Below are 23,821 nucleotides of genomic sequence, written 5' to 3'. Positions count from 1 at the left end.
CCTAGTGCCCCAACAGGCGACGTTCGCCCCGTCGCGACGTCCGGCACGCTCCCCCACTGCCTCAAGGGCGTGGGAGGTGCCCCCACTCGCCGCACCGGGGACAAACCCGAGTACCTCCAGTACGAGGGCGTGCACCCGGCACGCCGAGAGCACGCACCGGACGCCGCTCCTTGACGGGCAGACGTTGCCTGCCGCGGCACTAGCCGACGTTGACCGCCGACCAGGCCGCCGCCACCGCGTTGTACTCGGTGCTGCCGGAGCCGTACAGCGCGGACGCCGCGTTCAGGGTCGCCGTACGGGCGGCCTTGTAGTCGGTCGTCGACGTCATGTACGTCGTCAGCGCCTTGTACCAGATCTGCAGCGCCTTGGCGCGGCCGATGCCGGTGACCTTGGAGCCGTTGTAGGTCGGCGAGTTGTACGACACCCCGTTGATCGTCTTCGAACCGCTGCCCTCCGCCAGGAGGTAGAAGAAGTGGTTCGCGACGCCCGAGGAGTAGTGGACGTCCAGGTTGCCGACGGACGAGGACCAGTAGTCGGCGCTGCCGCCGTCCTTGCTGGGCTTGTCCATGTAGCGCAGCGGGGTGCCGTCGCCGTTGATGTCGATCTTCTCGCCGATGAGGTAGTCACCGGGGTCGGAGGCGTTGTCGGCGTAGAACTCCACGCCGGTGCCCATGATGTCGCTGGTGGCCTCGTTCAAACCACCGGACTCCCCGCTGTAGTCGAGGCCCGCGGTGTTGGAGGTGACGCCGTGGCTCATCTCGTGTCCGGCGACGTCGAGCGAGGTCAGCGGGTGGGTGTTGCCGGAGCCGTCGCCGTAGGTCATGCAGAAGCAGCTGTCGTCCCAGAAGGCGTTGACGTAGTTGCTGCTGTAGTGGACGCGGGAGTAGGCGCCGACGCCGTCGTTGCGGATGCCGCTGCGGCCGAAGGTGTTCTTGTAGAAGTCCCAGGTCTCCTGCGCGCCGTAGGCGGCGTCGGCGGCCGCGGTCTTGTCGGAGGAGGAGCCGGAGGCGGTGCCGGTGCCGAAGGTGCTGGTCGAGTTGGTGACCAGGGTGCCGGTGCCGGAGGTCTTGCGGGCCAGGTTGTACGTCTTGTGGCCGCCGCGCGTGGTGTCGTACAGCTGGTACGTCGAGCCGGACAGGTTGACGTTGAGGCCGACGGTGCCGGAGTACAGGGTCTTGCCGGTGCCGGTCGCGTTCTCGACGCCCTGGTACTCGAAGAGCTTCTTGCCGGTGGCGGCGTCGGTGATGACGTGCAGCCGGTTCGGGGTGCCGTCGTCCTGCAGGCCGCCGACGACCGTCTCGTAGGCCAGGACGGGCTTGCCGGAGCCGGCCCAGATCACCTTGCGGGCGCCGTCGGCCGTGGACTCGGCCGAGCCCAGGGTCCTCGCCGCGGACACCGCCTGCTTCTCGGCCTTGGCGGCGGAGATCTGCGGCTTGAGCGAGGCCACCTTGATGGTCGCCTTGGTCGCCTTGGTGACGCCCTCGGTCCTGCCCGACTCGGCCGTGTGGACGACGAGGTCGCCGCCGAGCACCGGAAGGCCCGCGTAGGTGCGCTCGTAGCGGGTGTGGACGGTGCCGTCGACGTCCTTGACGACGTCCTTGACGATCAGCTGCTCCTTGGCGCCGAGGCCCAGCTGCCGGGCGGTCTCGGCGGCGCCGGACTGCGCCTTCTGTATCAGGGCGGTGCGGGCGGCCGCGGACAGCGAGGCGGGGGCGGCGGCGAGGGGCCGGCTGCTCTTGGCGGCGGCGGTCGCTGTCGTGGCGAGGCCGGTGGAGAGCAGGGCTCCGGCGGCGACGGCGGTGGCGATGACCAGGGTGGTGCGCCTGTGACGCGCGTAGCGGGGGGTCACGCAAGCTCCTTTGGGTGGGGGAGTCCGGTCCGGCGTGGGGGTACTGGCCCGGAGGTGTGGGGTGAAGCTCTGCGGCGGGTGAGGGAAGAGTGGCATTAAGGGCGCGTACATGTCAGGACCCTCAAGTGATGTTGGCCGAAAGGCGACTGGCCGAGAAACATTGCGGGCGTGTTAACCGCTGCCGTCCGAGGGTGCCGGACCCTCGGACGGCGCCTTGTTTCCGGGCTTTTCGCGGCCGCTTTACGGGAACGTCAGCTTCCAGCCGTTGATCGTTCCGGTGTCGTAGGTGGCCTGATCCTGCACCCGCAACGTCCATGTTCCGTTGGCCGGTTCGGCGGCCGCGTTGACCGTGTAGGTCTGCTTGACGTTGTCCGCCGAGTCGGAGGAACTGAAGTTCTTCAGGCGGTAGGCGGCGCCCGACGGGCCGACGAGATCGATCACCAGGTCACCGCGCCAGGTGTGCGTGATGTCGACGCTCACCTGGAGGTTGCCCGGCGCGTTTCCGCTCCTGCCGGAGACCGTGATGCTGGAGGTGACGGCCGGTCCGTTGTCCGGAATGGCGACCGGGGTGTTGCTCTCGTACGTCGTGCCGCCGCCCCCGCCGCCTCCTCCGCCGTCGGAGCGCGAACCGACCGCCACGGCCGCCCAGGCGTCCTGCACGGCCTTGTACTCGGCGCTGGAGGTCCCGTACAGCTCGCCGGCCGCCGCGAGGGTGCCGGTGCGGGCATCGGCGTAGTCGGTGGTGGAGGTGAACTTGGTGGTCAGGGCCCGGTACCAGATCTGCAGCGCCTTGTCCCGGCCGATGCCGGTGACCGGAAGGCCGTCCGCCGTGGGCGAGTCGTAGCTGACGCCGTTGATCACCTTGGCGCCGCTGCCCTCGCTCAGCAGGTAGAAGAAGTGGTTGGCGACGCCGGACGAGTAGTGCACGTCGAGGTCGCCGACGCCGTCGTACCAGCTGTCCGCCGAGGAGCCGTCCTTGCTGGGCTTGTCCATGTAGCGCAGCGGGGTGCCGTCGCCGTTGATGTCGATCTTCTCGCCGATGAGGTAGTCACCGGGGTCGGAGCTGTTGTCGGCGTAGAACTCCACGCCGGTGCCCATGATGTCGCTGGTGGCCTCGTTCAGGCCGCCGGACTCCCCGCTGTAGTTCAGGCCCGCGGTGTTGGAGGTGACGCCGTGGCTCATCTCGTGTCCGGCGACGTCGAGCGAGGTCAGCGGGTGGGTGTTGCCGGAGCCGTCGCCGTAGGTCATGCAGAAGCAGCTGTCGTCCCAGAAGGCGTTCACGTACGAGTTGCCGTAGTGGACGCGGGAGTAGGCGCCGACGCCGTCGTTGCGGATGCCGCTGCGGCCGAAGGTGTTCTTGTAGAAGTCCCAGGTCTCCTGCGCGCCGTAGGCGGCGTCCGCGCCCGCGGTGGCGGCGTCGGAGTCGGTGCCGTCGCCCCAGGTGTCGCTGCTCTGGGAGAAGAGCGTTCCGGTGCCGCTCGTGCCGTGGTCGAGGTTGTACGTCTTGTGGCCGCCGCGCGTGCCGTCGGTCAGCGTGTACGTCGAGCCCGACCGGGTCGTCGTCAGCGACACCTGCCCGCTGTAGCGCGTGTTGCCCACACCGGTCTCGATGCCCTGGTACTCGAAGAGCTTCCTGCCGGTGGTGGCGTCGGTGATGACGTGCAGCCGGTTCGGGGTGCCGTCGTCCTGGAGGCCGTCGACGACCGTCTCGTAGGCGAGCACGGGCTTGCCCTTCGCCGCCCAGATCACCTTGCGCACGCTGTCCGCGGCGGACCGGGTCCCGCCCCGGGCCTTCGCCCGTTGTACGGCCTGCTTCTCGGCGGCGGCCCTCGGTACGGACGGCGTGAGGCGGGCGACCTTCAGGGCGGCGCGGTCGGCCCTGACGACCTCCATGGTCTTGCCGGCCTTGTTGCTGTCCACGATCAGGTCGCCGCCGAGCACCGGCAGGCCGGCGTAGGTGCGCTCGTAACGGGTGTGCAGGGTGCCGTCGCGGTCCTTGACGACGTCCTTGACGACCAGCCTCTCCCGGGCGCCGAGGCCGAGGGAGCGGGCGGTGGCGGCCTTGGTGGCGTCGGCCCGGCGTATCAGCGCGACGCGCTGCGAGGGCGTGAGCACCGCAGCCGTGTGGGCCCCGTCGATCCGGCCGGGCCGGGGCTTCGCCGGAGCGGCCTGGGCCGCGCCCGACTGGACGGCGGCGGCGAGCAGGGCGGCGACGCCGGCGAGGGCGACGGTGGCGGCGCGACGCGGGGTGTGGGGGGTGCGTCTGCGAGAGGAACTGCTTCTCAACACTGACTCCTTCTGCGGGCCGCGGGTCGCGCGGCCGGGGAGACCGGACGGTGAGTTGGGTCGTCCGGGCAGAGCAGGGCGGTACGCGGAACCATGTGCAGGCCGGCCCAGCGGAGCGGGTGGGGCTGTGGGGTTGCTGTGAGCCGGCTTTGGCAGAGTGGCAGGGGACCGGCAGAGCTGTCAGGAGCGCGTCACAAATATGGCCGGAAATGGTTCGTTGATCGGATGTTCATGTCCGCTATACGAACTGGTCGCCCGGATGGGCCGACAGGAGTCCGACAGGGCGGTCGGGCACGGCGGTCGGAGTGGGGGCCGGAGCCTACTTCTCCGCTGTGTCCCCGTGCCACGTCCGCCACAGTGCCGCGTACGCGCCGCCGGCCGTCACCAGGTCCTCGTGCCTGCCCAGTTCCGTCAGGAGGCCGTTCTCCATGACGGCCACCCGGTCGGCGTCGTGGGCCGTGTGCAGGCGGTGCGCGATGGCGATGACCGTACGGCCCTCCAGAACGCCGGCGAGGGCGCGTTCGGCGTGCCGGGCCGTCGTGGGATCCAGCAGCGCGGTCGCCTCGTCCAGGATCAGGGTGTGCGGGTCGGCCAGCACGACCCGGGCCAGGGCGAGTTGCTGGGCCTGGGAACCGTCGGCTGACCTGCCGCCCGCGCCCAGCCGGGTGTCCAGGCCGTCCGGCAGCTCACGGGCCCAGTCGTCGGCGCCGACCGCCGCGAGCGCCCCCCACAGGTCGGCGTCCGTGGCCTCCGGCTCGGCGATCAGCAGGTTGTCGCGGACCGTACCGAGGAACACGTGGTGCTCCTGGGTCACCAGGACCACCTGACGGCGCAGCACCTCCGGCTCCAGTTCGGCGACCGGCACCCCGCCCACCGTGACCGTCCCGGTCCCGGGCCGGTCGATGCCCGCGAGGAGCCTGCTCAGCGTGGTCTTGCCGGCCCCGGACGGGCCCACCACCGCGAGCCGTTCCCCGGGCCGTACCGTCAGGTCCACGCCGCGCAGCACCTCACCGCCGCGCTCATAGGCGTACCGGACCCCGCGCACGTCGATGCGGTCGTCCACCGGCACCGCAGTGGTGCCGGGGGCTGCCTGCGCCGGGCCGGCCGTGTCACCGCCCGGCGCCCCCCGCTCCCGCCCGGCGTCCTCCCCGCCCGGCAGGCCCGCCAGCCCCTCCACCCGGGCGAACGAAGCGCTGCTGCTCTGCAGTTGCTCCACCCGCATCAGGATCTGGTCCAGCGGCTCGGTGAACTGCCGCAGATACAGCGCCGCGGCCACCACCGCGCCGACCCCGAGCGCGCCCCGCTGGTGCAGCCAGCCGCCGAGCAACAGCACGCCCGCCACCGGCAGGCTGTACGTCACCTCGACCGCCGGGAAGAACACCGTGCGCAGGAACAGCGTGTAGAAGCGGGTACGGCGGGACTCCTCCAGTGCGTCCCGGCTCGCCGCGATCCGCCGCCGGCGCAGCCCGAACGCCTCGACGGTCCGGGCCCCGGTCGCCGTCGAGGCGACGATCTCCGCGACCTGGGAGGTGGCGGCGCCCTCGGCGAGGTAGCCGTCCCGGGCCCGCCGCAGGTACCAGCGCAGCGCCAGCCAGATCGGGGTCAGCCCGAGCAGCCCGAACGCCCCGAGCAGCGGGTCGAGCGCGAACACCGCCACCAGCACGAACAGCGCCTGCACGGTGTCGACCAGCAGTTCCGGGCCGACGTCCCGCAGGGTCGTGCCGACGATCGCCACGTCCGCCGTACCGCGTGCGGTCAGGTCGCCGGTGCCGGCCCGCTCCACCACCGACGCGGGCAGCGTCAGCACCCGCTCGACGTACTGCTCGCGCACCCGGGCCAGCGTCCGTTCCCCGAACCGGTACCCCACGTACCGCGCCCAGCGGGCCAGCAGCAACTGGGCCAGCGCGCACAGCAGGATCCACGGCGCGAGCCGGTCCACCGCGTCGGCCCCCTGCCCGGCCCGCACGTCGTCCACGATCCGCCCGACCAGCCACGGACCGACCAGCCCCACGCCCGCCGCCAACGCGTTCACCAGCAGCGCGGCGGCGAACGCCCGCCCGTCGGCCCGCACCAGCCGCAGCGCCGCGCGCCGCACCCGTCGCCGGTCCGCGACCGGCAGGAGCCCCTCGGCCGCCGTCACCGTACGACCTCCTCCGTGTCCGTGGCCCCTTCCGTGTCCCGGGCCACCAGTGCCCGGTAGCCCGGTTCCGTCGCGAGCAGCCGACGGTGCGGGCCGCTCGCCGCGGCCTTGCCGTCGACTAGGAACACGACCGTGTCGGCGCGGTCCAGCATGAGCGGCGAGGTGGAGGTCACGAGCGTCGTACGGCCCTCGCGGGCGTCCCGCAGCCGCCGGGCGACCGTCGCCTCCGTGTGCGCGTCCAGCGCCGTGGTCGGCTCCACTGCGAGCAGCACCTCGGGGTCGGCGAGCAACGCCCGCACCAGCCGCACCCGTTGGCGCTGGCCGCCCGAGAGGCTGCGGCCCTGGCCGGACACCGGCGAGTCGGCCCCTTCCGGCAGCGCGCGGACGACGTCCTCGGCGGCCGCCGCAAACAGCGCGCGCCCCCATTCACCTTCGCTGACCGAGCGCTGGGCGGCGACGACCTCCCGCAGCGGTCCAGCGAACAGGTCGGCCTCGTTGTCCGCGACCAGGATCCGCCCGCGCACGTCCGCCAGCGGCACCGCGTCCAGCCGTACCCCGCCCCAGGTGGCGTCGGTCGGCCCGAAGCGGCCGAGCCGGTCGACCACGGTGGCGGCCTCGGCCGGCCGCGCGGCGGCGAGCGCGGTCAGCCGGCCCGGCGCCACCCGCACCCCGGACGCCGGATCGTGCAGCTCGGCCGGGCCCTCGGGGGCCGGCAGCGTACCCTCGTCCGGCTCCGGCTCCAGCGCCAGCAGCCGTACCACCCGGCGTGCGGCCACCACGCCGCGGTTCAGGTCGTAGGTCATCTGCACGAAGAACGCCACCGGCCCGATCAGCACGGCGACATAGCCGTACACCGACACCAACTCGCCGATGGTGATGGAACCCTGGGCCGCGAGCCGGGCGGCGAGCCAGGTCACCACGGCCAGGAACAGGGTGGGCAGGCCCACGCCGAGCGCCTGCACCCAACTGGCCACCGCGCCCACCCGGTAGCCCTGCGCGCACAGCCGCCGCGAGTCCTGCCGGAAGGCGTCCGCGAACAGCCGCTTCCCGCCGAGGCCGTTGAGGACCCGCAGCCCGCCCGCGAGGTCGCCGATGCGCGCGGTGAGCACGCCCTGCCGCTCCCGGTAGGCGCTCTCCGCGCCCTGCAGCCGCAGCGTGAGCGGGCCGGTGACCAGGGCGAGCACCGGCAGCCCGAGCAGGACGACGACGGCGAGCGGCGCCGAGATCGCCAGCAGCAGTCCGGCCACCACCAGATAGACCACGGCCGAGCCGACGCCCGGACCGACCACGGTCAGCGACGAGGCGATGGTGTGGACGTCGCCTACCCCGATCGTCACCACCTCACCGGCCCCCGCCCGGCGCGACAAGGCGGCCCCGAGCCGCACCACATGCCCCACGACCACCTTGACCGTGCGGAAATAGGCGTCCATCCGCACCCGGGTCATCGTGCGGTGCCGCATGATGCTCAGCCAGGCGTTGAACGCCCCGACCACGAACATCGCGGCGGACCAGGCGGCCAGCACCCCCAGCCGCCCCGGCACCAGTCCCTCGTCCACGGCCCGCGCCATCAGGTACGGCTGCGCGGCCAGCAGCACCATCCACACGCTGCCCAGCAGCGCCCCGGCCGCCGACCGGCCGGGCTGGCGCAGCACCAGCCACCACAGATAGCGCCAGCCGCCGCGCGCGTCGGGCGTGCCCGGATCCTCGTACGCGTCGATCATCCATCCCCCGATCGGCTCGCCCCGCTGGGAGACGTCGAACCTATCGGGTCCGGGGACGGCCGCTCCAGCCAATAAACCCGAGCGGGTGCGCAGGACCTGGTGACGTGAGTCGGAGGTCTTTCGGTAGTTCCTTCCGTGGCCGCCGACTTCGACGAGGCCGGCCTGCCCCGGGTGGCGTCGGGCCGTCGGAGAACCGAAGGCCCCACGCGGGCCTGTGACCTGACGAAGTATCCCCGACCTGGCGCACCAGGGGGTCTCGTCCGGATCGGCCCGGGTCCGTGGCGTCCGGCACGGCGCCTCGCCGCGTCGTCGGACCACCCCGGTACGTCCAGTACGCGGGTGATCCCCCGCGTTGCGCTGCACCGCACCGGTCGCCGCGGCCTGTCCGGCCCGGTCCGGACGAAAACCCCTAGCCGAGGATCCCCCGGTCGTACGCCACCGCCACCGCCGCCGCACGGTCGTTGACGCCGAGCTTCGCGTACAGATGGGTGAGGTGGGTCTTCACCGTCGCCTCGCTGATGAACAGCTCGCGGGCGATCTCGCGGTTCGACGTGCCCTTGGCCACCAGGGCCAGCACCTCGCGCTCGCGTGCGGACAGCGGCTCGGCGCCGGGCCCGCGGGGTGCGCGGACCGCGTGGACCAGGCGGGAGGCGACGGCCGGGGAGAGCACCGTACGGCCCTCGGCGGCCGCGCGGACGGCGGCGAACAGCTCGTCGCGCGGCGCGTCTTTCAGGAGGTAGCCGGTCGCGCCCGCCTCGATCGCGGGCAGGGTGTCGGAGTCGGTGTCGTACGTGGTGAGGACCAGGACCTTGGCGCGGGCGCCGCGCCGGGCCAGTTCGCGGATCGCCTCCACGCCGGAGCCGCCGGGCATGCGGAGGTCCATGAGGATCACGTCCGGATCCAGGACCGCGGCCCGGGCCAAGGCTTCGACGCCGCCCGGCGCTTCCCCGAGCACCCGGAAGCCGGGCGCGGACTCGAACATGCCGCGCAGGCCGTCGCGGACCACCGGGTGGTCGTCGACGATCAGCAGGGAGATCACGGGGTCAGCGGTCATCGCGGACCAACGGTACGCGAGCCGACACCGCTGTGCCGTGCCCCGGCTCCGACTCGACGGTGAGGGAGCCCGCGATCCGCTCGGCGCGGGTCCGCATGCCGTACAGGCCGAAGCCGCCGGCGGGACGGGTGCGCTCGGGCACGGCGGCCGGGTCGAAGCCGGTGCCGTCGTCGCGGATGTCGAGCGAGACCTCGTCGCCCATGAAGGACAGGGTGACCCCGACCCGGGTGGCGTGGGCGTGCCGGGCCGCGTTGGACAGGGCCTCCTGGGCGATGCGCAGCAAGGTGGCGGACACCTCGTCGTGGAGTTGCTCGGTGGTGCCGGTGACGGTGAACCCGGCGTGAACGCCGGTACGCTCGACCCATTCGTCGACCGTCTTCTTCAGTGCCTCCGGCAGCCCGTCGACGGCGAGGGCGACCGGAGCCAGGTTGTGCACCGAGCGGCGGGCCTCGCCCAGGCTGTGCCGGGCGAGCGCGGAAGCGCGCTCCAGGTGGGTGCGGACGGTGTCCAGGTCGGGGGCGTTCGCGACGACCTGGAGCTGGGTGATGATCCCGGTCAGACCCTGTGCGATGGTGTCGTGGATCTCGGCCGCGAGCCGGCGCCGCTCGTCGGCCACACCCGCCTCCCGTGCCTGGACGAGGAGTTGGGCGTGCAGCGCCGCGTTCTCGTCGAGGGCCTGCTGCAACGCCGTGTTGGTGCGCTCCAGTTCGGCGATGGTGTCGGCCTGGACACGGGAGCGTTCCTGCTCCTGCTCGGTGTACCGGGTGAACACACTGACCATGCCCATGTTGACGGCCAGGACCAGGACGAAGCCGAGCCACAGGATCGGCCCGTGCGGCGGCCAGCCCCCGATCTCGCTGCCCGCCATGGTGACGGCCGTCAGGAACAGACCGGGCAGCACCAGCCGGCGCGGCAGCTCCCGGGCCGCGGTGTAGTAGCCGGTCACGGCGTAGAAGGCGAAGAACGGGTTGGCCCAGGTCAGCACGAAGGCGATGGCCCAGCGCAGCGCGTAGAGGCAGACCCCGGCCCGGCTCGGTCCCGGCCGCCTGCGCCGCATCCTTCCCCAGCACAGTTGGAGCACGACAGCCGCGGGCACCAGGACGGCGGCGACGACCTTCCCGGGCCGGCCCATCCCGGTCAGGGGAGCGGAGATGACGGCCGCCACGGCACCTGCGGTCAGCAGGGCCCAGGGCCCCCACGTGTCGAAGGAGGCCCGCGGCTGCTGGTGCCCGGCGTTCGTCATGGCCCCAGTGTCCGGCACGGCCCGCTCACTCCCAGCGGAACCAGCGGACCGCACCCGCCGTCAGCAGCACCGTCCACAGGGCGAGTACCCCGAGACGGTCCCAGGCGGGCCAGTGTCCGGCGGCCGCCTCGTCCAGGGCGCGGGCCGCCGCGCCGAACGGGGTGAGCTGCACCACGCGCGCAAGCGTGTGCGGCATCGCCCGGACCGGCAGCCACACGCCCGCGCAGAACATCATCGGGAAGAACACCGCCGAGCCGATCGCGCTCGCGATCTTCGTGGTCCGGGACAGCGCCGAGACGACCGAGCCGAGCGCGAGCGCCGACGCGGCCGTGAGCAGCAGGGCCAGCAGATACCCGGCCGGCTGCCTGGGCAGCGTCACACCGAAGGCGAGCCGGCCGACGACGAGCGCGAGCAGCGCCGAGGCCAGCGCCACCGCGCCCTGCACCGCCATCTGTGCGGACAGCAGGGCGGAGGGCCGTACGGGAGTGAGCCGCATCCGGCGCAGGATGCCCCGCTCCCGGTGGCCGGTGAGGACCTGGGGGAGGGACTGCGCCCCGGACATGATCAGGGCGATCAGGACGGCGACGGGCGTGTAGGCGTCGACCGGCCGCAGCCCGCCCAGCGAGTGGTCGGCCTGCCGGAACGACGGGATCGAACCGAGGATCACCAGGAGCAGGGTCGGGAACAGGAAGAGCCAGAAGACGGCGCCGGGTTCCCGGCGGAACAGGCGGAACTCGGTACGCAGGACGGCGGTGTTCATGCCGCGCCCTCCTTCGTCCGGTGGTCGGTCAGGTCGAGGAACGCGTCGTCGAGGGTCGCGTCGAGGACGCGCAGCTGATGGGCGGTCACGCGGTGCCGGGCGAGCAGGGTGACGACCGCGTTCACGGTCTCGTCGGTGCCGGCGAGAGTGATCCGGGCGTCCTTGCGCTCGATCGAGGCGATGGCCGGGAGCGCGGCGAGGTCGTGGTCGTCCAGCGGGGCCGACGGGGTGAAGCTGATGACGGTGGCGCCCGCCGACCGGCGGATCAGTCCGGCCGGGGTGTCCAGCGCCGCGACCCGCCCCCTGTCGATGACCGCGATCCGGTCGCAGAGCCGCTGCGCCTCCTCCATGAAGTGGGTGACGAGCAGCACGGTGACGCCGCTCGCGCGGACGTCCTCGATCAGCTGCCAGGTGTCGCGGCGGGCGCGCGGGTCGAGGCCGGTGGTCAGTTCGTCCAGCACGACGACGCGCGGCTTGCCGACGAGGGCGAGCGCGATGAACAGCCGCTGGCGCTGCCCGCCGGACAGCCTGGCGAAGCGGGTGCCGAGCTTCGGGGTGAGCCCGAGGCGTTCGGCGAGCGGCCGCCAGTCGGCCGCGTCCGGATGGAAGGAGGCGTACAGCTCCAGCGCCTCGCGTACGGTCAGCTTGGGCTGCAACTCGCTCTGCTGGAGCTGTGCGCCGAGGATCCCGGTGACCTCGTCGTGGTCGGCCACGGGATCCAGGCCGGCGACCCGGACCCGGCCGGCGTCGGGGACCCGCAGCCCCTCGACGCATTCCACGGTCGTGGTCTTGCCGGCGCCGTTCGGGCCGAGGATCCCGAAGATCTCGCCCTCCTCGACGGCGAAGGTGATCCCGTCGACCACGGCCCGGTCGCCGTACGACTTGCGCAGATCGGTGACTTCGATGACAGGTGGCATGCTGACGAGAATCCCGGGCGCGGGGGGTCCGGCACATCGGCCGGCCCGCTCGAAGCCGCATCGTCCGATCGGTTGATGCCCGGCTACGACCCCGCGCGCGACGGCGTCGTACGACGGGCCGGACCCGCAGGTCGTAGGACCGGCGACCGACGCCGGTCCGGCCGAAACTCGGTGGGCGATGTCAGTGCCGGTCCGTACGCTCGCCAGTGATGCCCACGACACGTGCAACCACCGAGGACCGCTCCGCCGTTCGTACCCTGCTGCGGCTGTGGCCGTACGTCCGCCCCGTGCGGGCGCGGCTGTTCACGGCCGCGTTCGTCGCGATCGTCGCCTCCTGCACCGGGCTGGTGATCCCGCTCGTCCTGAAGTGGATCGTGGACGGGCCGGTCGCCGACCGGGACCCGGCCGGAGTGTGGCTCGGCGCGCTGTATCTGCTCCTGCTCGGAATCGCCGAGGCGCTGCTGTTCGGCATACGCCGCTGGCTGGTGGCCCGTCCGCTGTCGCACGTCGAGGCGGAGATGCGGGCGGCCCTCTACGGCCGTCTGCAGCGGCTGCCGGTCGCCTTCCACGACCGCTGGGCATCCGGCCAGCTGCTGTCTCGCGGCACCACAGATCTGATGCTGCTGCGGATGTTCCTCGCCTTCCCGCTGACGTTCCTGCTGGTCAACGGGGTCACGATCCTCGTCGGCGTGGTGATCATGCTGATGCAGGACTGGGTGCTGGGGCTGGTCATCCTCGGTCCGGCCGTCCCCGTGATGTGGACCTGCGCGGTCTTCGAGCGGCGGTACGCGCTGGTGGCGCGGCGCGCGCAGGACCAGGTGGGCGACCTGACCACGGTCGTCGAGGAGAGCGTGCTCGGCATCCGCATCATCAAGGGCTTCGGCCGGCACCGCAGCCAGGCGCGGGCGTTTCGCGAAATGGTGCTCACCCTGCGCGGCACGGAGCTGCGCAAGGCGCGCCTGCTGGCGGTGATCTGGGGCGTCATCGTGACCCTGCCCGAACTCGCCATCGGGGCGGCGCTGGTGCTGGGCGCGGTCCGGGTGGCCGACGGCGGGCTGTCCGCGGGCACGCTGGTCGCCTTCCTGAGTACGGCGCTCGCGCTGCGCTGGCCGGTGGACTCCATCGGGTTCCTGCTGGCGATGAGCCAGGAGGCGGCGACGGCGACGGAACGGTACTTCGAGGTGATGGACGAGGTGCCGGAGGCAGGTGCGGCCCCGGCCGGCGCCTCCGGCACGGCCGCCCGCCCGGCCGGCGGCAACCGCGGACTCAGGTTCGAGAACGTCTCGTTCCGCTACCCCGACGCGCCTCCCGGCTCCCCGCCCCTCCTCACCGGCGTCGACCTCCACGTCCGCCACGGCGAGTCCATGGCCCTGGTCGGAGCGACCGGCAGCGGGAAGACGACGCTCACGGCCCTCGTTCCCCGCCTGCACGAGGTCACCTCCGGCCGGATCACCCTGGACGGCGTCGACATCACGGCGATGCCCCGCGAGGAACTGCGCACGAAGGTCGCCGTCGCCTTCGAGGAACCCACGCTGTTCTCCACGAGCGTCGGCGAGAACGTCCTCATGGGAGCCCCGGACGGCGCCGGGAGGCCGGACCTCGACCGGGCGCTCGCCGTCACGCAGGCCGAGTTCGCGCACGCCCTCCCGCAGGGCACCGACACCCGCGTCGGCGAACAGGGCCTCAGCCTCTCCGGCGGCCAGCGCCAGCGTCTCGCGCTGGCCCGCGCCGTGGTCGGCAGACCGGAGTTCCTGGTGCTGGACGACCCGCTGTCCGCCCTGGACGTGCACACGGAGGCCGCCGTGGAGGCCGCGCTGCGCCAGGTCCTCGCGGACACCACCGCGCTGATCGTCGCCCACCGCCCGTCGACGGTGCTGCTCGCGGACCGGGTCGCCCTGCTCTCGGGCGGCCGGATCGCCGCCGTCGGCACCCATCAGGAACTGCTGCGCACCAACGCCGAGTATGCGCACCTGATGTCCGGCGAACCCGCGTACGCCGGGGACAGGGAGGCCTCCCGTTGACGACCTCGACCGTCTCCACCCCCGCCGCCGAGGACGACGAACTCCCCCCGCACCGGGACGGGGACGGCGGCGACGTCTTCGACCGGGACGTCCTGCCTGCCCCGCCCGGCGCCACGGCCGCCCTGCTGCGCTCCCTGCTCACACCGCTGAGGGCACGCGTGGTGGTGACCACGCTGCTGTTGCTGTTCCAGCAGGCGGCGGTGCAGGCGGGCCCGCTGCTGGTGGCGTACGCCATCGACAACGCCGTGCCCGCGTTCCAGGCCCACCGGCACGGCCCGCTGATCGCGGTGGCCGTCGGCTATCTGCTGTGCGCGCTGCTCTCCGGCACGCTGCAGTCGGCGTTCATCGGGGCGTCCGCACGGGTCAGCCAGGACGTGCTGCTGGATCTGCGGGGCCGGATCTTCCGGCACGCGCAGGCGCTGAGCATCGACTTCCACGAGCGGTACACGTCCGGCCGGCTGATCTCCCGCTCCACCACGGACGTGGAGTCGCTGCGCGAGCTGCTCAACGACGGTCTGCAGGAGCTGGTGACCGTCGTGCTGTCCTTCGTCTACATCTCGGCGATGCTGCTGTGGCTGGACCTCGGCCTGGGCGCGGTGGCGGTGGCCTCCTTCGTGCCGCTGTACCTGCTGGTCCGGCTCTACCGGCGCAGGGCGGGGCGGGTGTACCGGGCGCGGTCCACGGCGATCGCGAAGGTGATCGTGAAGTTCGTGGAGACGATGAACGGCATCCGCCCGGTGCGCGCCTTCCGCCGGGAGGCCGCGAACGAGGCCGAGTTCGCCGTGCTCAACCGGCGGCACGAACGCACGAACGGCGACGCCCTGCTGGAGATGGCCCGCTATGTGGTCGGTTCCCGGCTGGTGGCGAACACGGCGGTCGCGGGGATCGTGCTGTGGGGCGCCTACCGGGTGGCGTCCGGCTCGCTGGAGCTGGGCGTGCTGGCGGCGTCGGTGCTGTACCTGCGGCGGCTGTACGACCCGATCGACCGGCTGGGGATGTTCCTGAACTCGTACCAGTCGGCGGCCGCCTCCCTGGAGAAGATCGCGGGGCTGCTGACGCAGACACCGTCCGTGCCGGAGCCTGCGGTGCCGCGCGAACTCCCGCCGACGAAAGGGGGCTTCCCGGGCCGCGAGGTCGTCTTCGAGGGGGTCAGGTTCGGCTATCGCACCGGCGGCGAGGTGCTGCCCCGCTTCGATCTGACCCTGTCCGCCGGGCAGACGGTCGCCGTGGTCGGCTCCACGGGCGCCGGCAAGTCCACGCTCGTCAAGCTCCTGGCCCGCTTCTACGACCCCACCGACGGCCGGGTCCTGCTCGACGGGGTCGATCTGCGCGAGCTGCCCGTACCGGAACTGCGGCGCGGTGTGGTCATGGTGACCCAGGAGGCGTTCCTGTTCTCCGGCACGGTCGCCGACAACATCGCCATCGGCCGGCCCGACGCCGGCCGTGAGGAGATCGAGCGGGCGGCGAAGGCGATCGGCGCCCACGAGTTCATCAGCGCGCTGCCCGACGGCTACGACACCGACGTCCGCAAGCGGGGCGGCCGCATCTCGGCCGGACAGCGCCAACTGGTGGCGTTCGCACGGGCGTTGCTCGCCGACCCCGCGGTGCTGATCCTGGACGAGGCGACCAGTTCCCTGGACATCCCGGGGGAACGTGCCGTGCAGCGGGCGATGGCGACGGTGCTGCGGGGCCGTACGGCGGTGGTGATCGCCCACCGGCTGTCGACCGTGGAGATCGCCGACCGGGTGCTGGTGATGGAGCACGGCCGGATCGTGGAGGACGGCCGGCCGGAGGAACTGATCGCCGGCACGGGCCGGTTCGCGGATCTGCACAGGGCGTGGCGGGACAGTCTGGTGTAGCGGGGAGGGGCCACCGTAGGCTGCGGGTTCAACGGGTGTTCACGCGGTTGACTGTGCGGGTTCGACGGGCTGTCACGCCCTGCCGGAGGCCCCGGTGGGCCCCGGTGCGGGCCCGCCGTCAAGGCCGTCCCAAGGCCCCGTCTCCCGCTGCCCTCCGATGAATAAACGTTCAATCAAAGCGGCTCCCGGTCCGGCAAAGGGGTCTACTCGCATAGACGATCCCGGTGCTGTCATGCTCATGACCGCCCGGACCTCTGCCGGGCACCGCACCGGGAGACCCCCACATGTCCCGAACACCGCGCCCCCTGGTGACCACTCTCTCCGTCCTCGCCCTGGCCGCCGCGGGCCTCACCCTCACCACCGGCTCCGCGCACGCCGCGAGCTGCAGCCAGGACTACCTCCCCCTGCCCGACCCGGCCTGCACACCCGGCGCCCTGAATCCCGACGTCACCCAGGACACCGTCGACTCGACCATCTGCGTCTCCGGCTGGACCGCGACCGTACGGCCGCCCAGTTCCTACACCAGCGCCCTGAAGATCCAGCAGATCGCCGAGTACGGCTACGCCGACACCAGCCCCTCGGACTACGAGGAGGACCACTTCGTCCCGCTCGAACTCGGTGGCGCCCCGAGGAGCCAGGAGAACCTCTGGCCCGAGCCCCACTACGGCGACGGGACCTCGTCGGAGAAGGACACCGTCGAGAACAAGCTGAAGAAGGCCGTCTGCGCCGGTGAGGTCAGCCTCTCCGACGCGCAGGCCGCCATCGTGACCGACTGGACGACCGCCCTGTCCAGCCTCGGCCTGAGCTGAGCCGGGCCGTGACCCGGCACCGGTCCGCGCCGGGTCACGGCACCCCCGGCTCGAACGGCGCGTACCCCGCGTACGACCGGGAGGCGAGCGCGGCGATCCCGAGCAGGGCGCACACCCGCGGCATGCTCGGGCGGCGCAGCGCGACGGCGCCTCGGTCCGGTGGCGGTGCGCGCCGGTGAGCGTCGTGCTCACGGCCCGACCCTGCTCCATCCCCACGGTCCCCCTTCTTGCCGGCTGCCTCCACCAGGAGAAGGCCATGGTGGGCGGGGAACGCCGCACCGGCTGAGCGTGATCCGTGTACGCACGGCTGGGGTTCAGGGGCAGACCACCCTCAGCAGCAGCACCGACCGCTCCGGCACCGTGATCCGAGTTCCTGCCGGATGGACCGCACCAGGAGCCTCCGCCTGGTCCTCGCGGGAGGTGTCCACGACCACCTCGTACCGGTCCGCCCAGGGCTGCCCCGGCAGTACGAAACCCGTCGCCTCCTCACCCGCGTGCAGGACGGCGAGGAAGCTGTCGTCGGTGACCGGGGCGCCCCGCTCGTCGCGGCCCGGGATGTCCCGGCCGGAGAGGTACATGCCGAGCGTGGCGGCGGGGGCGTACCAGTCGCCCTCGGTCATCTCCGCGCCCCGGGCGGTGAACCAGGCGAGGTCGCGCAGCCCGTCCGCCGAGTGGGCGCGGCCGGAGAAGAAGGCGCGGCGGCGCAGCACCGGATGCCGGTGACGCAGGGCGATCAGCCGGGAGGCCAGGTCGAACAGGGGCCGCCACGCCGGGTCGTCCAGCAGCGACCAGTCCAGCCAGCCGATCTCGTTGTCCTGGCAGTAGGCGTTGTTGTTGCCGCGCTGAGTGCGGCCGAGTTCGTCGCCGGCCACCAGCATGGGCACCCCGGTGGACAGCAGGAGCGTCGTCAGCAGGTTCCGCAGCTGGCGGCGGCGCAGCGCCCGGACCGGCGCGTCGTCCGTCTCGCCCTCGACCCCGCAGTTCCAGGAGCGGTTGTCGTCGGTGCCGTCGCGGTTTCCCTCGCCGTTGGCCTCGTTGTGCTTGCGCTCGTACGACACCAGGTCGCGCAGCGTGAACCCGTCGTGCGCGGTGACGAAGTTGACCGAGGCGTACGGGCGCCGCCCGCCCCAGGCGTACAGGTCGCTGGAGCCGGACAGGCGGTAGCCCATCTCGCGGACGTCCGGCAGGGCGTGCCGCCAGAAGTCCCGTACGGCGCCCCGGTAGCGGTCGTTCCACTCCGTCCACAGCGGCGGGAAGGCGCCGACCTGGTAGCCGCCCGAGCCGATGTCCCACGGTTCGGCGATCAGCTTGACCCGGCGCAGCACGGGGTCCTGGGCGATGACCGCCAGAAAGGGGGAGAGCATGTCGACGTCGTGCATCGAGCGGGCCAGCGCCGCCGCGAGGTCGAACCGGAAGCCGTCCACGCCCATCTCCGTCACCCAGTAGCGCAGCGAGTCGGTGATCAGGCGCAGCACCTGGGGCCGCACGACGTGCAGGGTGTTGCCGCAACCGGTGTAGTCGGCGTACCGGCGGGCGTCGTCCTGGAGGCGGTAGTAGCCGCGGTTGTCGATGCCCTTCAACGACAGCGTGGGGCCCAGCTCGTCCGCCTCCGCCGTGTGGTTGTAGACCACGTCGAGGATCACCTCGATGCCGGCCGCGTGCAGCGCGCACACCATCCGCTTGAACTCGCCGACCTGCTGGCCCGCCGTACCGGAGGCGGCGTAGGCGGCGTGCGGGGCGAAGTAGGCGATGGAGTTGTAGCCCCAGTAGTTGGTCAGGCCACGGCGCAGCAGGTGGTCCTCGTGCGCGAACTGGTGGACCGGCAGCAGCTCCACGGCTGTGACGCCCAGCTTCACCAGGTGCTCGATCGCCGCCGGGTGCGCGAGGCCGGCGTACGTGCCGCGCAGCTCCCGGGGGATCCGGGGATGCAGCTTGGTGAAGCCGCGCACGTGCAGTTCGTAGATCACCGAGTCCGCCCAGGGCGTCTTGGGCCGCCGGTCGTCGGACCAGTCGTCGTCGTCGTGCACGACGACGCCCTTCGGCACGTACGGCGCCGAGTCCCGGTCGTCGCGCACCGTGTCGGCGACGTACTGCTCGGGCCAGTCCCGGACGTGCCCGTACACCTCCGGCGGCAGGCGCCCGAACTCACCGTCCACCGCCCGCGCGTACGGGTCGAGCAGCAGTTTGGCCGGGTTCCAGCGGGCGCCGGTCCACGGGTCCCAGCGGCCGTCCACCCGGTAGCCGTACCGCTGCCCCGGCATCACGCCGGGCACGAAACCGTGCCAGATCTCGTGCGTCAGTTCGGTCAGCGGGATCTGCGTCTCCCGCCCCCGCTCGTCGAACAGGCAGACCCGGACCGCCTGCGCCCCGCCCGCCCACAGCGCGAAGTTGGTGCCCGCCACCCCGTCCGGGCCGACCCGGAACCGGGCCCCCAGGGGCGTCGGGGCGCCCGGCCACACCACCGGGGCCGGCACCGTGGCGCGCCGGGCGCCGTTCACCACGGCCGGCCGATGCCCGGTCCCGGCGGCCGGCTCCCCGGCCGGTGCCCGCTGCTCGGCTGCGCTCGTCACCTGTCGGCCCCTCTTTCAGTGGCTCGGCCCCGGGGCGGCGCAACCGGCCGCCCGGAGGGGCCGGGCGCGTCCCACGGCGCCCGGCCCGCCCGGTACGGCTGCGCCCCCACGGCCGGGGCGCCCTCCGGATCGCGCTCTGTCGTCCCTTTCAGCCGATCCGATCCGGAGGGCGCCCCTGCCGCGCGGGCGCGGCGGCTCCCCAGCGTGTGGTCCTTCCCTCTGTTCTGCCCAGTGCGTGCGTCGCACTCACGTTTCCCCGGAGCGTGCGTGGTCGTTGAGTCCGCGTGAGGCATGCAGAAGGACGCGCGCGGCGCGTGGGAGCCGCGCTGGCCGCCGTACTGACCTGGGCGGCACTGCTGGCAGGATGCTCGTCGGGGGGCTCGGGACCGCTCGGTCTCGACGCTGCGCCCGGCAGCCGACCGGCACCCGAGGACGTCATCCACATCACCCCCGACGACGGCAGCAGGGCCGTCCGCCCCGGCCGGCGGCTGCGGATCCGGGTGCCCGGCGGTCGCCTGCAGAAGGTGACCGTCGTCAGATCGCAGGACGCGCAGGACTTCCCGGTCCCCGGGCGCATCGGCGCGGAGGGCACGACGTGGCGGCCGGACGAGGACCGGCTGGCGCTCGCCGCCGCGTACACCGTCGACGTGGTGGCGCTGGACTCCGCCGGCCGCCGCTCGGCCCGGCACACCACCTTCACCACGCTCGTCCCCGACGCGCGGTTCATCGGCTACGTCACCCCCGAGGACCGCGCAGTGGTCGGCACCGGCATGATCGTCTCCCTGAGGTTCAGCCACGAGATCGCCGACCGCGCCGCCGTCGAACGCGCCGTACGCGTCACCGCGCGACCCGGTGTCGAGATCCGCCCGCACTGGTTCGGCCGCAGCCGGCTCGACTTCCGCCCCGAGCGGTACTGGAGGCCGGGCACCGAGGTCACCGTCGACCTGAACCTGCGGGACGTCCAGGGGGCGCCCGGTGTCTACGGGTTGCAGGACAAGACCTTCTCCTTCACGGTCGGCCGCAGCCAGGTCTCCCTGGTCGACGCGGCCCGGCACACCATGCAGGTGCGGCGGGACGGCCGGCTGCTCGCCACCGTGCCGATCACTGCGGGCGCCCCGGAGAACCCCACGTACAACGGCAAGATGGTGGTGATGGCCATGCTGGAGGTCACCCGCATGGACAGCCGCACGGTCGGGTTCGGCGGAGAGTACGACATCCCCGACGTCCCGCACGCCCTGCGGCTCACCGACTCCGGGACCTTCGTGCACGGCAACTACTGGTCGCCGGACGCCCCCGGGCACATCAACGTCAGCCACGGCTGCGTGGGCCTCAGGGACGTCAAGGGCGGCGGATCGGCCACCCCGGCCGGCTGGTTCTTCGACCGGAGTCTCGTCGGTGACGTCGTCGAAGTCGTGGGCAGCGACGAGAAGACCGTCGCCCCCGACAACGGTCTGGGCGGGTGGAACATGAGCTGGAACGAATGGAAAGCGGGCAGCGCGGAGAAGTAACCAGGTGAGGGGCCTCGGACCGGGCGGCGGTGCGGCGGCCAAGTTGCGACGGAACGGTGACATTTGCCTGACACCCCGCTCAAAACCAGGCGGTTAATATGCGCGCACCAGTGTGGTGGGGAGCGGGCCCGGCCAGGTCCGGCGAGGGGAGAACGACTTGAACATGCGGCCTGAATCGGGGGCGTCGGCGGCGGGACGGCGGGGCCGTGGGGGACTGGCGCTCATATCCGGGGCCCTCGTGCTCGCCCTCGCCGCCTGCGGCGGAGGCGGCGGCAAGGGGGCCGACGGCACGGGCAAGGATTCCAGCACCCAGCAGGGCAAGCAGCAGTCCACCACCACCGTCACCATCTCGCCCAAGTCCGGTGCCACCGGCGTCGACACCAGCGGCGCGCTCAAGGTGAACGTCGCCAGGGGCAGGCTGACCGAGGTCACCGTCAAGGACGCCAAGGGCGGCGCGGTCGCCGGGAGCATCACCGGCGGGGGCACTTCCTGGACGCCGTCGACCCATCTCGCCGCGTCCACCAAGTACACGGTGCACGCGGTCGCCAAGGACTCCGCGGGCCGCGAGGCCGCCGAGGACTCCACGTTCACCACCCTGACCCCGAAGAACACCTTCCTCGGCTACTTCACCCCCGAGGACGGTTCCACCGTCGGCGTCGGCATGCCGTTCTCCGTCGACTTCACCCGGGGCATCACGCGTCCCGGTGCCGTCGAGAAGGCCATCAGGATCAGGACCGAGCCGGCCGTGGACGTCGAGGGCCACTGGTTCGGCAACGACCGCCTGGACTTCCGCCCGGAGAAGTACTGGAAGGAAGGCACCAGGGTCACCGTCGACCTGAATCTCGACGGGGTCGAGGGCCGCGACGGCGTCTACGGCAAGCAGCACAAGACGATCACGTTCACGATAGGCCGCAACCAGGTCTCCGTCGTGGACGCCAAGAAGCACACGATGAAGGTCACCCAGGACGGCAAGGTCGTCAAGACCCTCCCGGTCACCACCGGCAAGCCCGGATACGACACCTGGAACGGCCAGATGGTCATCAGCGAGAAGCTGACCGTCACCCGCATGAACGGCGAGACGGTCGGCTACGGCGGCGAGTACGACATCAAGGACGTCCCGCACGCCATGCGCCTGACCACCTCCGGCACCTTCCTGCACGGCAACTACTGGGGCGGCGACGCCTTCGGCAACTACAACGCCAGCCACGGCTGCGTAGGCCTGCGCGACGTGCGCGGCGGCTACGACAGCTCCACTCCGGCGGCCTGGATGTTCAACCACTCGATCATCGGCGACGTGGTGATCGTGAAGAACTCCCACGACCGCACGGTGGACCCGGCGAACGGCTTCAACGGCTGGAACATGTCGTGGGCGGACTGGACGAAGTGAGCCCCGAGCGACGTACGGGCCCGGTGCTGTGAGCTACGGCACCGGGCCCGCTGCCGTTAATCCCCGTTAACCTGCCTCCATGACCGTCACTCTCGAAGTCGCCGAAGGCGTCGGAACCCTGCGTCTGGACCGTCCGCCGATGAACGCGCTGGACGTCGCCACCCAGGACCGGCTGAAGGAACTCGCCGAGGAGGCCACGCGCCGCGACGACGTGCGCGCCGTGGTGATCTACGGAGGCGAGCGGGTGTTCGCGGCCGGCGCGGACATCAAGGAGATGCAGAACATGGACCACACCGCGATGGTCCTGCGCGCCCGCGCCCTGCAGGACTCCTTCACGGCCGTGGCCCGCATCCCCAAGCCCGTCGTCGCCGCCATCACCGGCTATGCCCTCGGTGGCGGCTGCGAACTGGCCCTGTGCGCCGATTACCGCATCGCCGCGGAGAACGCCAAGCTCGGTCAGCCCGAGATCCTGCTCGGTCTGATCCCGGGAGCCGGCGGCACCCAGCGGCTGCCCCGGCTGGTCGGCCCCTCCAAGGCCAAGGACCTCATCTTCACCGGCCGCCAGGTCAAGGCCGACGAGGCCCTCGCGATCGGCCTGGTCGACCGCGTCGTGCCGGCCGCCGAGGTGTACGAGCAGGCGCACGCCTGGGCCGCGAAGCTCGCCCAGGGGCCGGCGATCGCCCTGCGCGCGGCGAAGGAGTCGGTGGACACCGGCCTGGAGACCGACATCGACACCGGCCTCACCGTCGAACGGAACTGGTTCGCGGGCCTGTTCGCCACCGAGGACCGCGAGACCGGTATGCGCAGCTTCGTGGAGGAGGGCCCGGGCAAGGCCAAGTTCCGCTGAGCGAGCGAAGCGACATTGGCCTGACTCCGACGGGCGCACTTGCAGTTGACGCGTCGTCTCCTCCGCGTCCCTCGATGGGGCGGTTTATGGGAGCCTCGAGGCGGTCTTGAGTCCGCGCTGTCGAGGGAGCCCGGCGATTGCCCGGAAGCAAGTCGTCTTCGCAGGTCGTCCGGGCCCTATCGGCTGGTTGTATGACATCGGCATATGCCGTCGGCTCGGCGGAGAACGGGGGCGTGCGGGGGGCGTATTCCTCCGGAACGGCCCCGAAGACGGCTCCGGACCGCCATCATGTTGGCATGGCGGGGCTGGAGGGCATCGAACAGCCGCGGGGACACAGCCGTGCGGCCGCGGCGCGCTGGTCGCCCGCGGTCGAGGACGAACAGGCGCTCAAGGCGCTCGAACTGTTCGGCAACCCGACGGAGGCGGAGGTGCCGCTGCCGTCCCGCCCCGAGTCCGCGGCGACCGCCCGCCGCCTCGCCCAGGTCGTCGTGCTGCGCACCTGGCGGCTCACCCCCAAGCTCACCGAGGACTGCGTGTTACTCGTCTCCGAGCTGGTCGGCAACGCCGTGCGGCACACCGGCGCCCGGATCTTCGGCCTGCGGATGCGCCGCCGCCCCGGCTGGATCCGGGTGGAGGTCCGCGACCCCTCGCGCGGGCTGCCCTGTCTGATGCCGGTGCAGGAGATGGACACCAGCGGCCGGGGCCTGTTCCTCGTCGACCGGCTGTCCGACCGCTGGGGTGTCGACCTGCTGCCGAGGGGCAAGACGACATGGTTCGAGATGCGGGTGGCCGACCGGTAGCGGTGGCGTGACCTCCTCGTCGACGCGACCCGAAATCATCCTCCTTTCGG

General features: G+C 72.2%; 16 protein-coding genes. 7 read left to right on the top strand and 9 right to left on the bottom strand.

The features are described from left to right. Window positions 1–199: 199 nt before the first annotated feature. The 8 genes from AC5WRT_RS05980 to AC5WRT_RS05945 all read right to left on the bottom strand — a co-directional run bounded on the left by AC5WRT_RS05980 (window position 200) and on the right by AC5WRT_RS05945 (window position 11,970). Window positions 200–1,849, bottom strand: a complete 1,650-nt coding sequence (locus tag AC5WRT_RS05980; RefSeq protein WP_496096123.1) for a M4 family metallopeptidase — start codon at window positions 1,847–1,849, stop codon at window positions 200–202. Window positions 1,850–2,089: 240 nt separating this feature from the next. Then, window positions 2,090–4,135, bottom strand: a complete 2,046-nt coding sequence (locus AC5WRT_RS05975) for a M4 family metallopeptidase (protein ID WP_496099993.1) — start codon at window positions 4,133–4,135, stop codon at window positions 2,090–2,092. 319 nt (window positions 4,136–4,454) lie between these two features. Next, window positions 4,455–6,275, bottom strand: a complete 1,821-nt coding sequence (locus tag AC5WRT_RS05970) for an ABC transporter ATP-binding protein (RefSeq protein WP_496096121.1) — start codon at window positions 6,273–6,275, stop codon at window positions 4,455–4,457. After that, window positions 6,272–7,996, bottom strand: a complete 1,725-nt coding sequence (locus tag AC5WRT_RS05965; protein ID WP_496096120.1) for an ABC transporter transmembrane domain-containing protein — start codon at window positions 7,994–7,996, stop codon at window positions 6,272–6,274. Before AC5WRT_RS05965 ends, AC5WRT_RS05970 begins: the two co-directional genes overlap by 4 nt. 409 nt (window positions 7,997–8,405) lie before the next feature. Further along, window positions 8,406–9,050 carry a response regulator gene (locus AC5WRT_RS05960; RefSeq protein ID WP_496096119.1) on the bottom strand — a complete coding sequence of 215 codons (645 nt, stop codon included), beginning with the start codon at window positions 9,048–9,050 and terminating at the stop codon, window positions 8,406–8,408. Further along, window positions 9,040–10,293 carry a sensor histidine kinase gene (locus AC5WRT_RS05955; protein ID WP_496096118.1) on the bottom strand — a complete coding sequence of 418 codons (1,254 nt, stop codon included), beginning with the start codon at window positions 10,291–10,293 and terminating at the stop codon, window positions 9,040–9,042. The genes AC5WRT_RS05960 and AC5WRT_RS05955 overlap by 11 nt, the downstream gene beginning before the upstream one ends. A gap of 25 nt (window positions 10,294–10,318) precedes the next feature. Then, window positions 10,319–11,053: an ABC transporter permease gene (locus AC5WRT_RS05950; protein ID WP_496096117.1), complete on the bottom strand. Its 735-nt coding sequence runs from the start codon at window positions 11,051–11,053 to the stop codon at window positions 10,319–10,321. Next, window positions 11,050–11,970 (bottom strand): ABC transporter ATP-binding protein, encoded by a 921-nt coding sequence (locus AC5WRT_RS05945; protein WP_496096116.1) that lies wholly within the window; start codon window positions 11,968–11,970, stop codon window positions 11,050–11,052. Before AC5WRT_RS05945 ends, AC5WRT_RS05950 begins: the two co-directional genes overlap by 4 nt. 209 nt (window positions 11,971–12,179) lie before the next feature. Between AC5WRT_RS05945 and AC5WRT_RS05940 the strand changes: the two genes are divergently transcribed. The 3 genes from AC5WRT_RS05940 to AC5WRT_RS05930 all read left to right on the top strand — a co-directional run bounded on the left by AC5WRT_RS05940 (window position 12,180) and on the right by AC5WRT_RS05930 (window position 16,659). Next, the gene (locus AC5WRT_RS05940) at window positions 12,180–13,991 is read left to right on the top strand and encodes an ABC transporter ATP-binding protein (protein WP_496096115.1); all 1,812 of its coding nucleotides are present in this window, start codon (window positions 12,180–12,182) and stop codon (window positions 13,989–13,991) included. Beyond that, window positions 13,988–15,850 carry an ABC transporter ATP-binding protein gene (locus tag AC5WRT_RS05935; protein ID WP_496096114.1) on the top strand — a complete coding sequence of 621 codons (1,863 nt, stop codon included), beginning with the start codon at window positions 13,988–13,990 and terminating at the stop codon, window positions 15,848–15,850. Before AC5WRT_RS05940 ends, AC5WRT_RS05935 begins: the two co-directional genes overlap by 4 nt. A gap of 284 nt (window positions 15,851–16,134) precedes the next feature. Beyond that, window positions 16,135–16,659 (top strand): hypothetical protein, encoded by a 525-nt coding sequence (locus AC5WRT_RS05930; protein WP_496096113.1) that lies wholly within the window; start codon window positions 16,135–16,137, stop codon window positions 16,657–16,659. Window positions 16,660–16,973: 314 nt separating this feature from the next. Here the strand turns inward: AC5WRT_RS05930 and glgX are convergent, their stop codons facing one another. Beyond that, on the bottom strand, window positions 16,974–19,229 hold the full coding sequence (glgX, locus tag AC5WRT_RS05925) for a glycogen debranching protein GlgX (RefSeq protein ID WP_496096112.1): 2,256 nt from the start codon (window positions 19,227–19,229) through the stop codon (window positions 16,974–16,976). A 284-nt stretch (window positions 19,230–19,513) separates the two neighbouring features. On the opposite strand from glgX, the gene AC5WRT_RS05920 reads away from it, so the two are divergent. From AC5WRT_RS05920 to AC5WRT_RS05905, 4 genes are all read left to right on the top strand, one after another. Continuing rightward, complete coding sequence (locus tag AC5WRT_RS05920) at window positions 19,514–20,737, top strand: L,D-transpeptidase (RefSeq protein ID WP_496096111.1); 1,224 nt, start codon at window positions 19,514–19,516, stop codon at window positions 20,735–20,737. 163 nt (window positions 20,738–20,900) lie between these two features. Beyond that, the gene (locus tag AC5WRT_RS05915; RefSeq protein ID WP_496096110.1) at window positions 20,901–22,124 is read left to right on the top strand and encodes a L,D-transpeptidase; all 1,224 of its coding nucleotides are present in this window, start codon (window positions 20,901–20,903) and stop codon (window positions 22,122–22,124) included. 79 nt (window positions 22,125–22,203) lie between these two features. After that, window positions 22,204–22,971 (top strand): enoyl-CoA hydratase/isomerase family protein, encoded by a 768-nt coding sequence (locus AC5WRT_RS05910; protein WP_496096109.1) that lies wholly within the window; start codon window positions 22,204–22,206, stop codon window positions 22,969–22,971. Window positions 22,972–23,267: 296 nt separating this feature from the next. Continuing rightward, window positions 23,268–23,771 carry an ATP-binding protein gene (locus tag AC5WRT_RS05905; RefSeq protein ID WP_496096108.1) on the top strand — a complete coding sequence of 168 codons (504 nt, stop codon included), beginning with the start codon at window positions 23,268–23,270 and terminating at the stop codon, window positions 23,769–23,771. Window positions 23,772–23,821 lie beyond the last annotated feature (50 nt).

It is taken from the genome of Streptomyces sp. NTD91 (assembly GCF_059510455.1).
The sequence above is the reverse complement of the archived record's forward strand: the minus strand, read 5'-3'. Positions and strand labels throughout refer to the sequence as shown.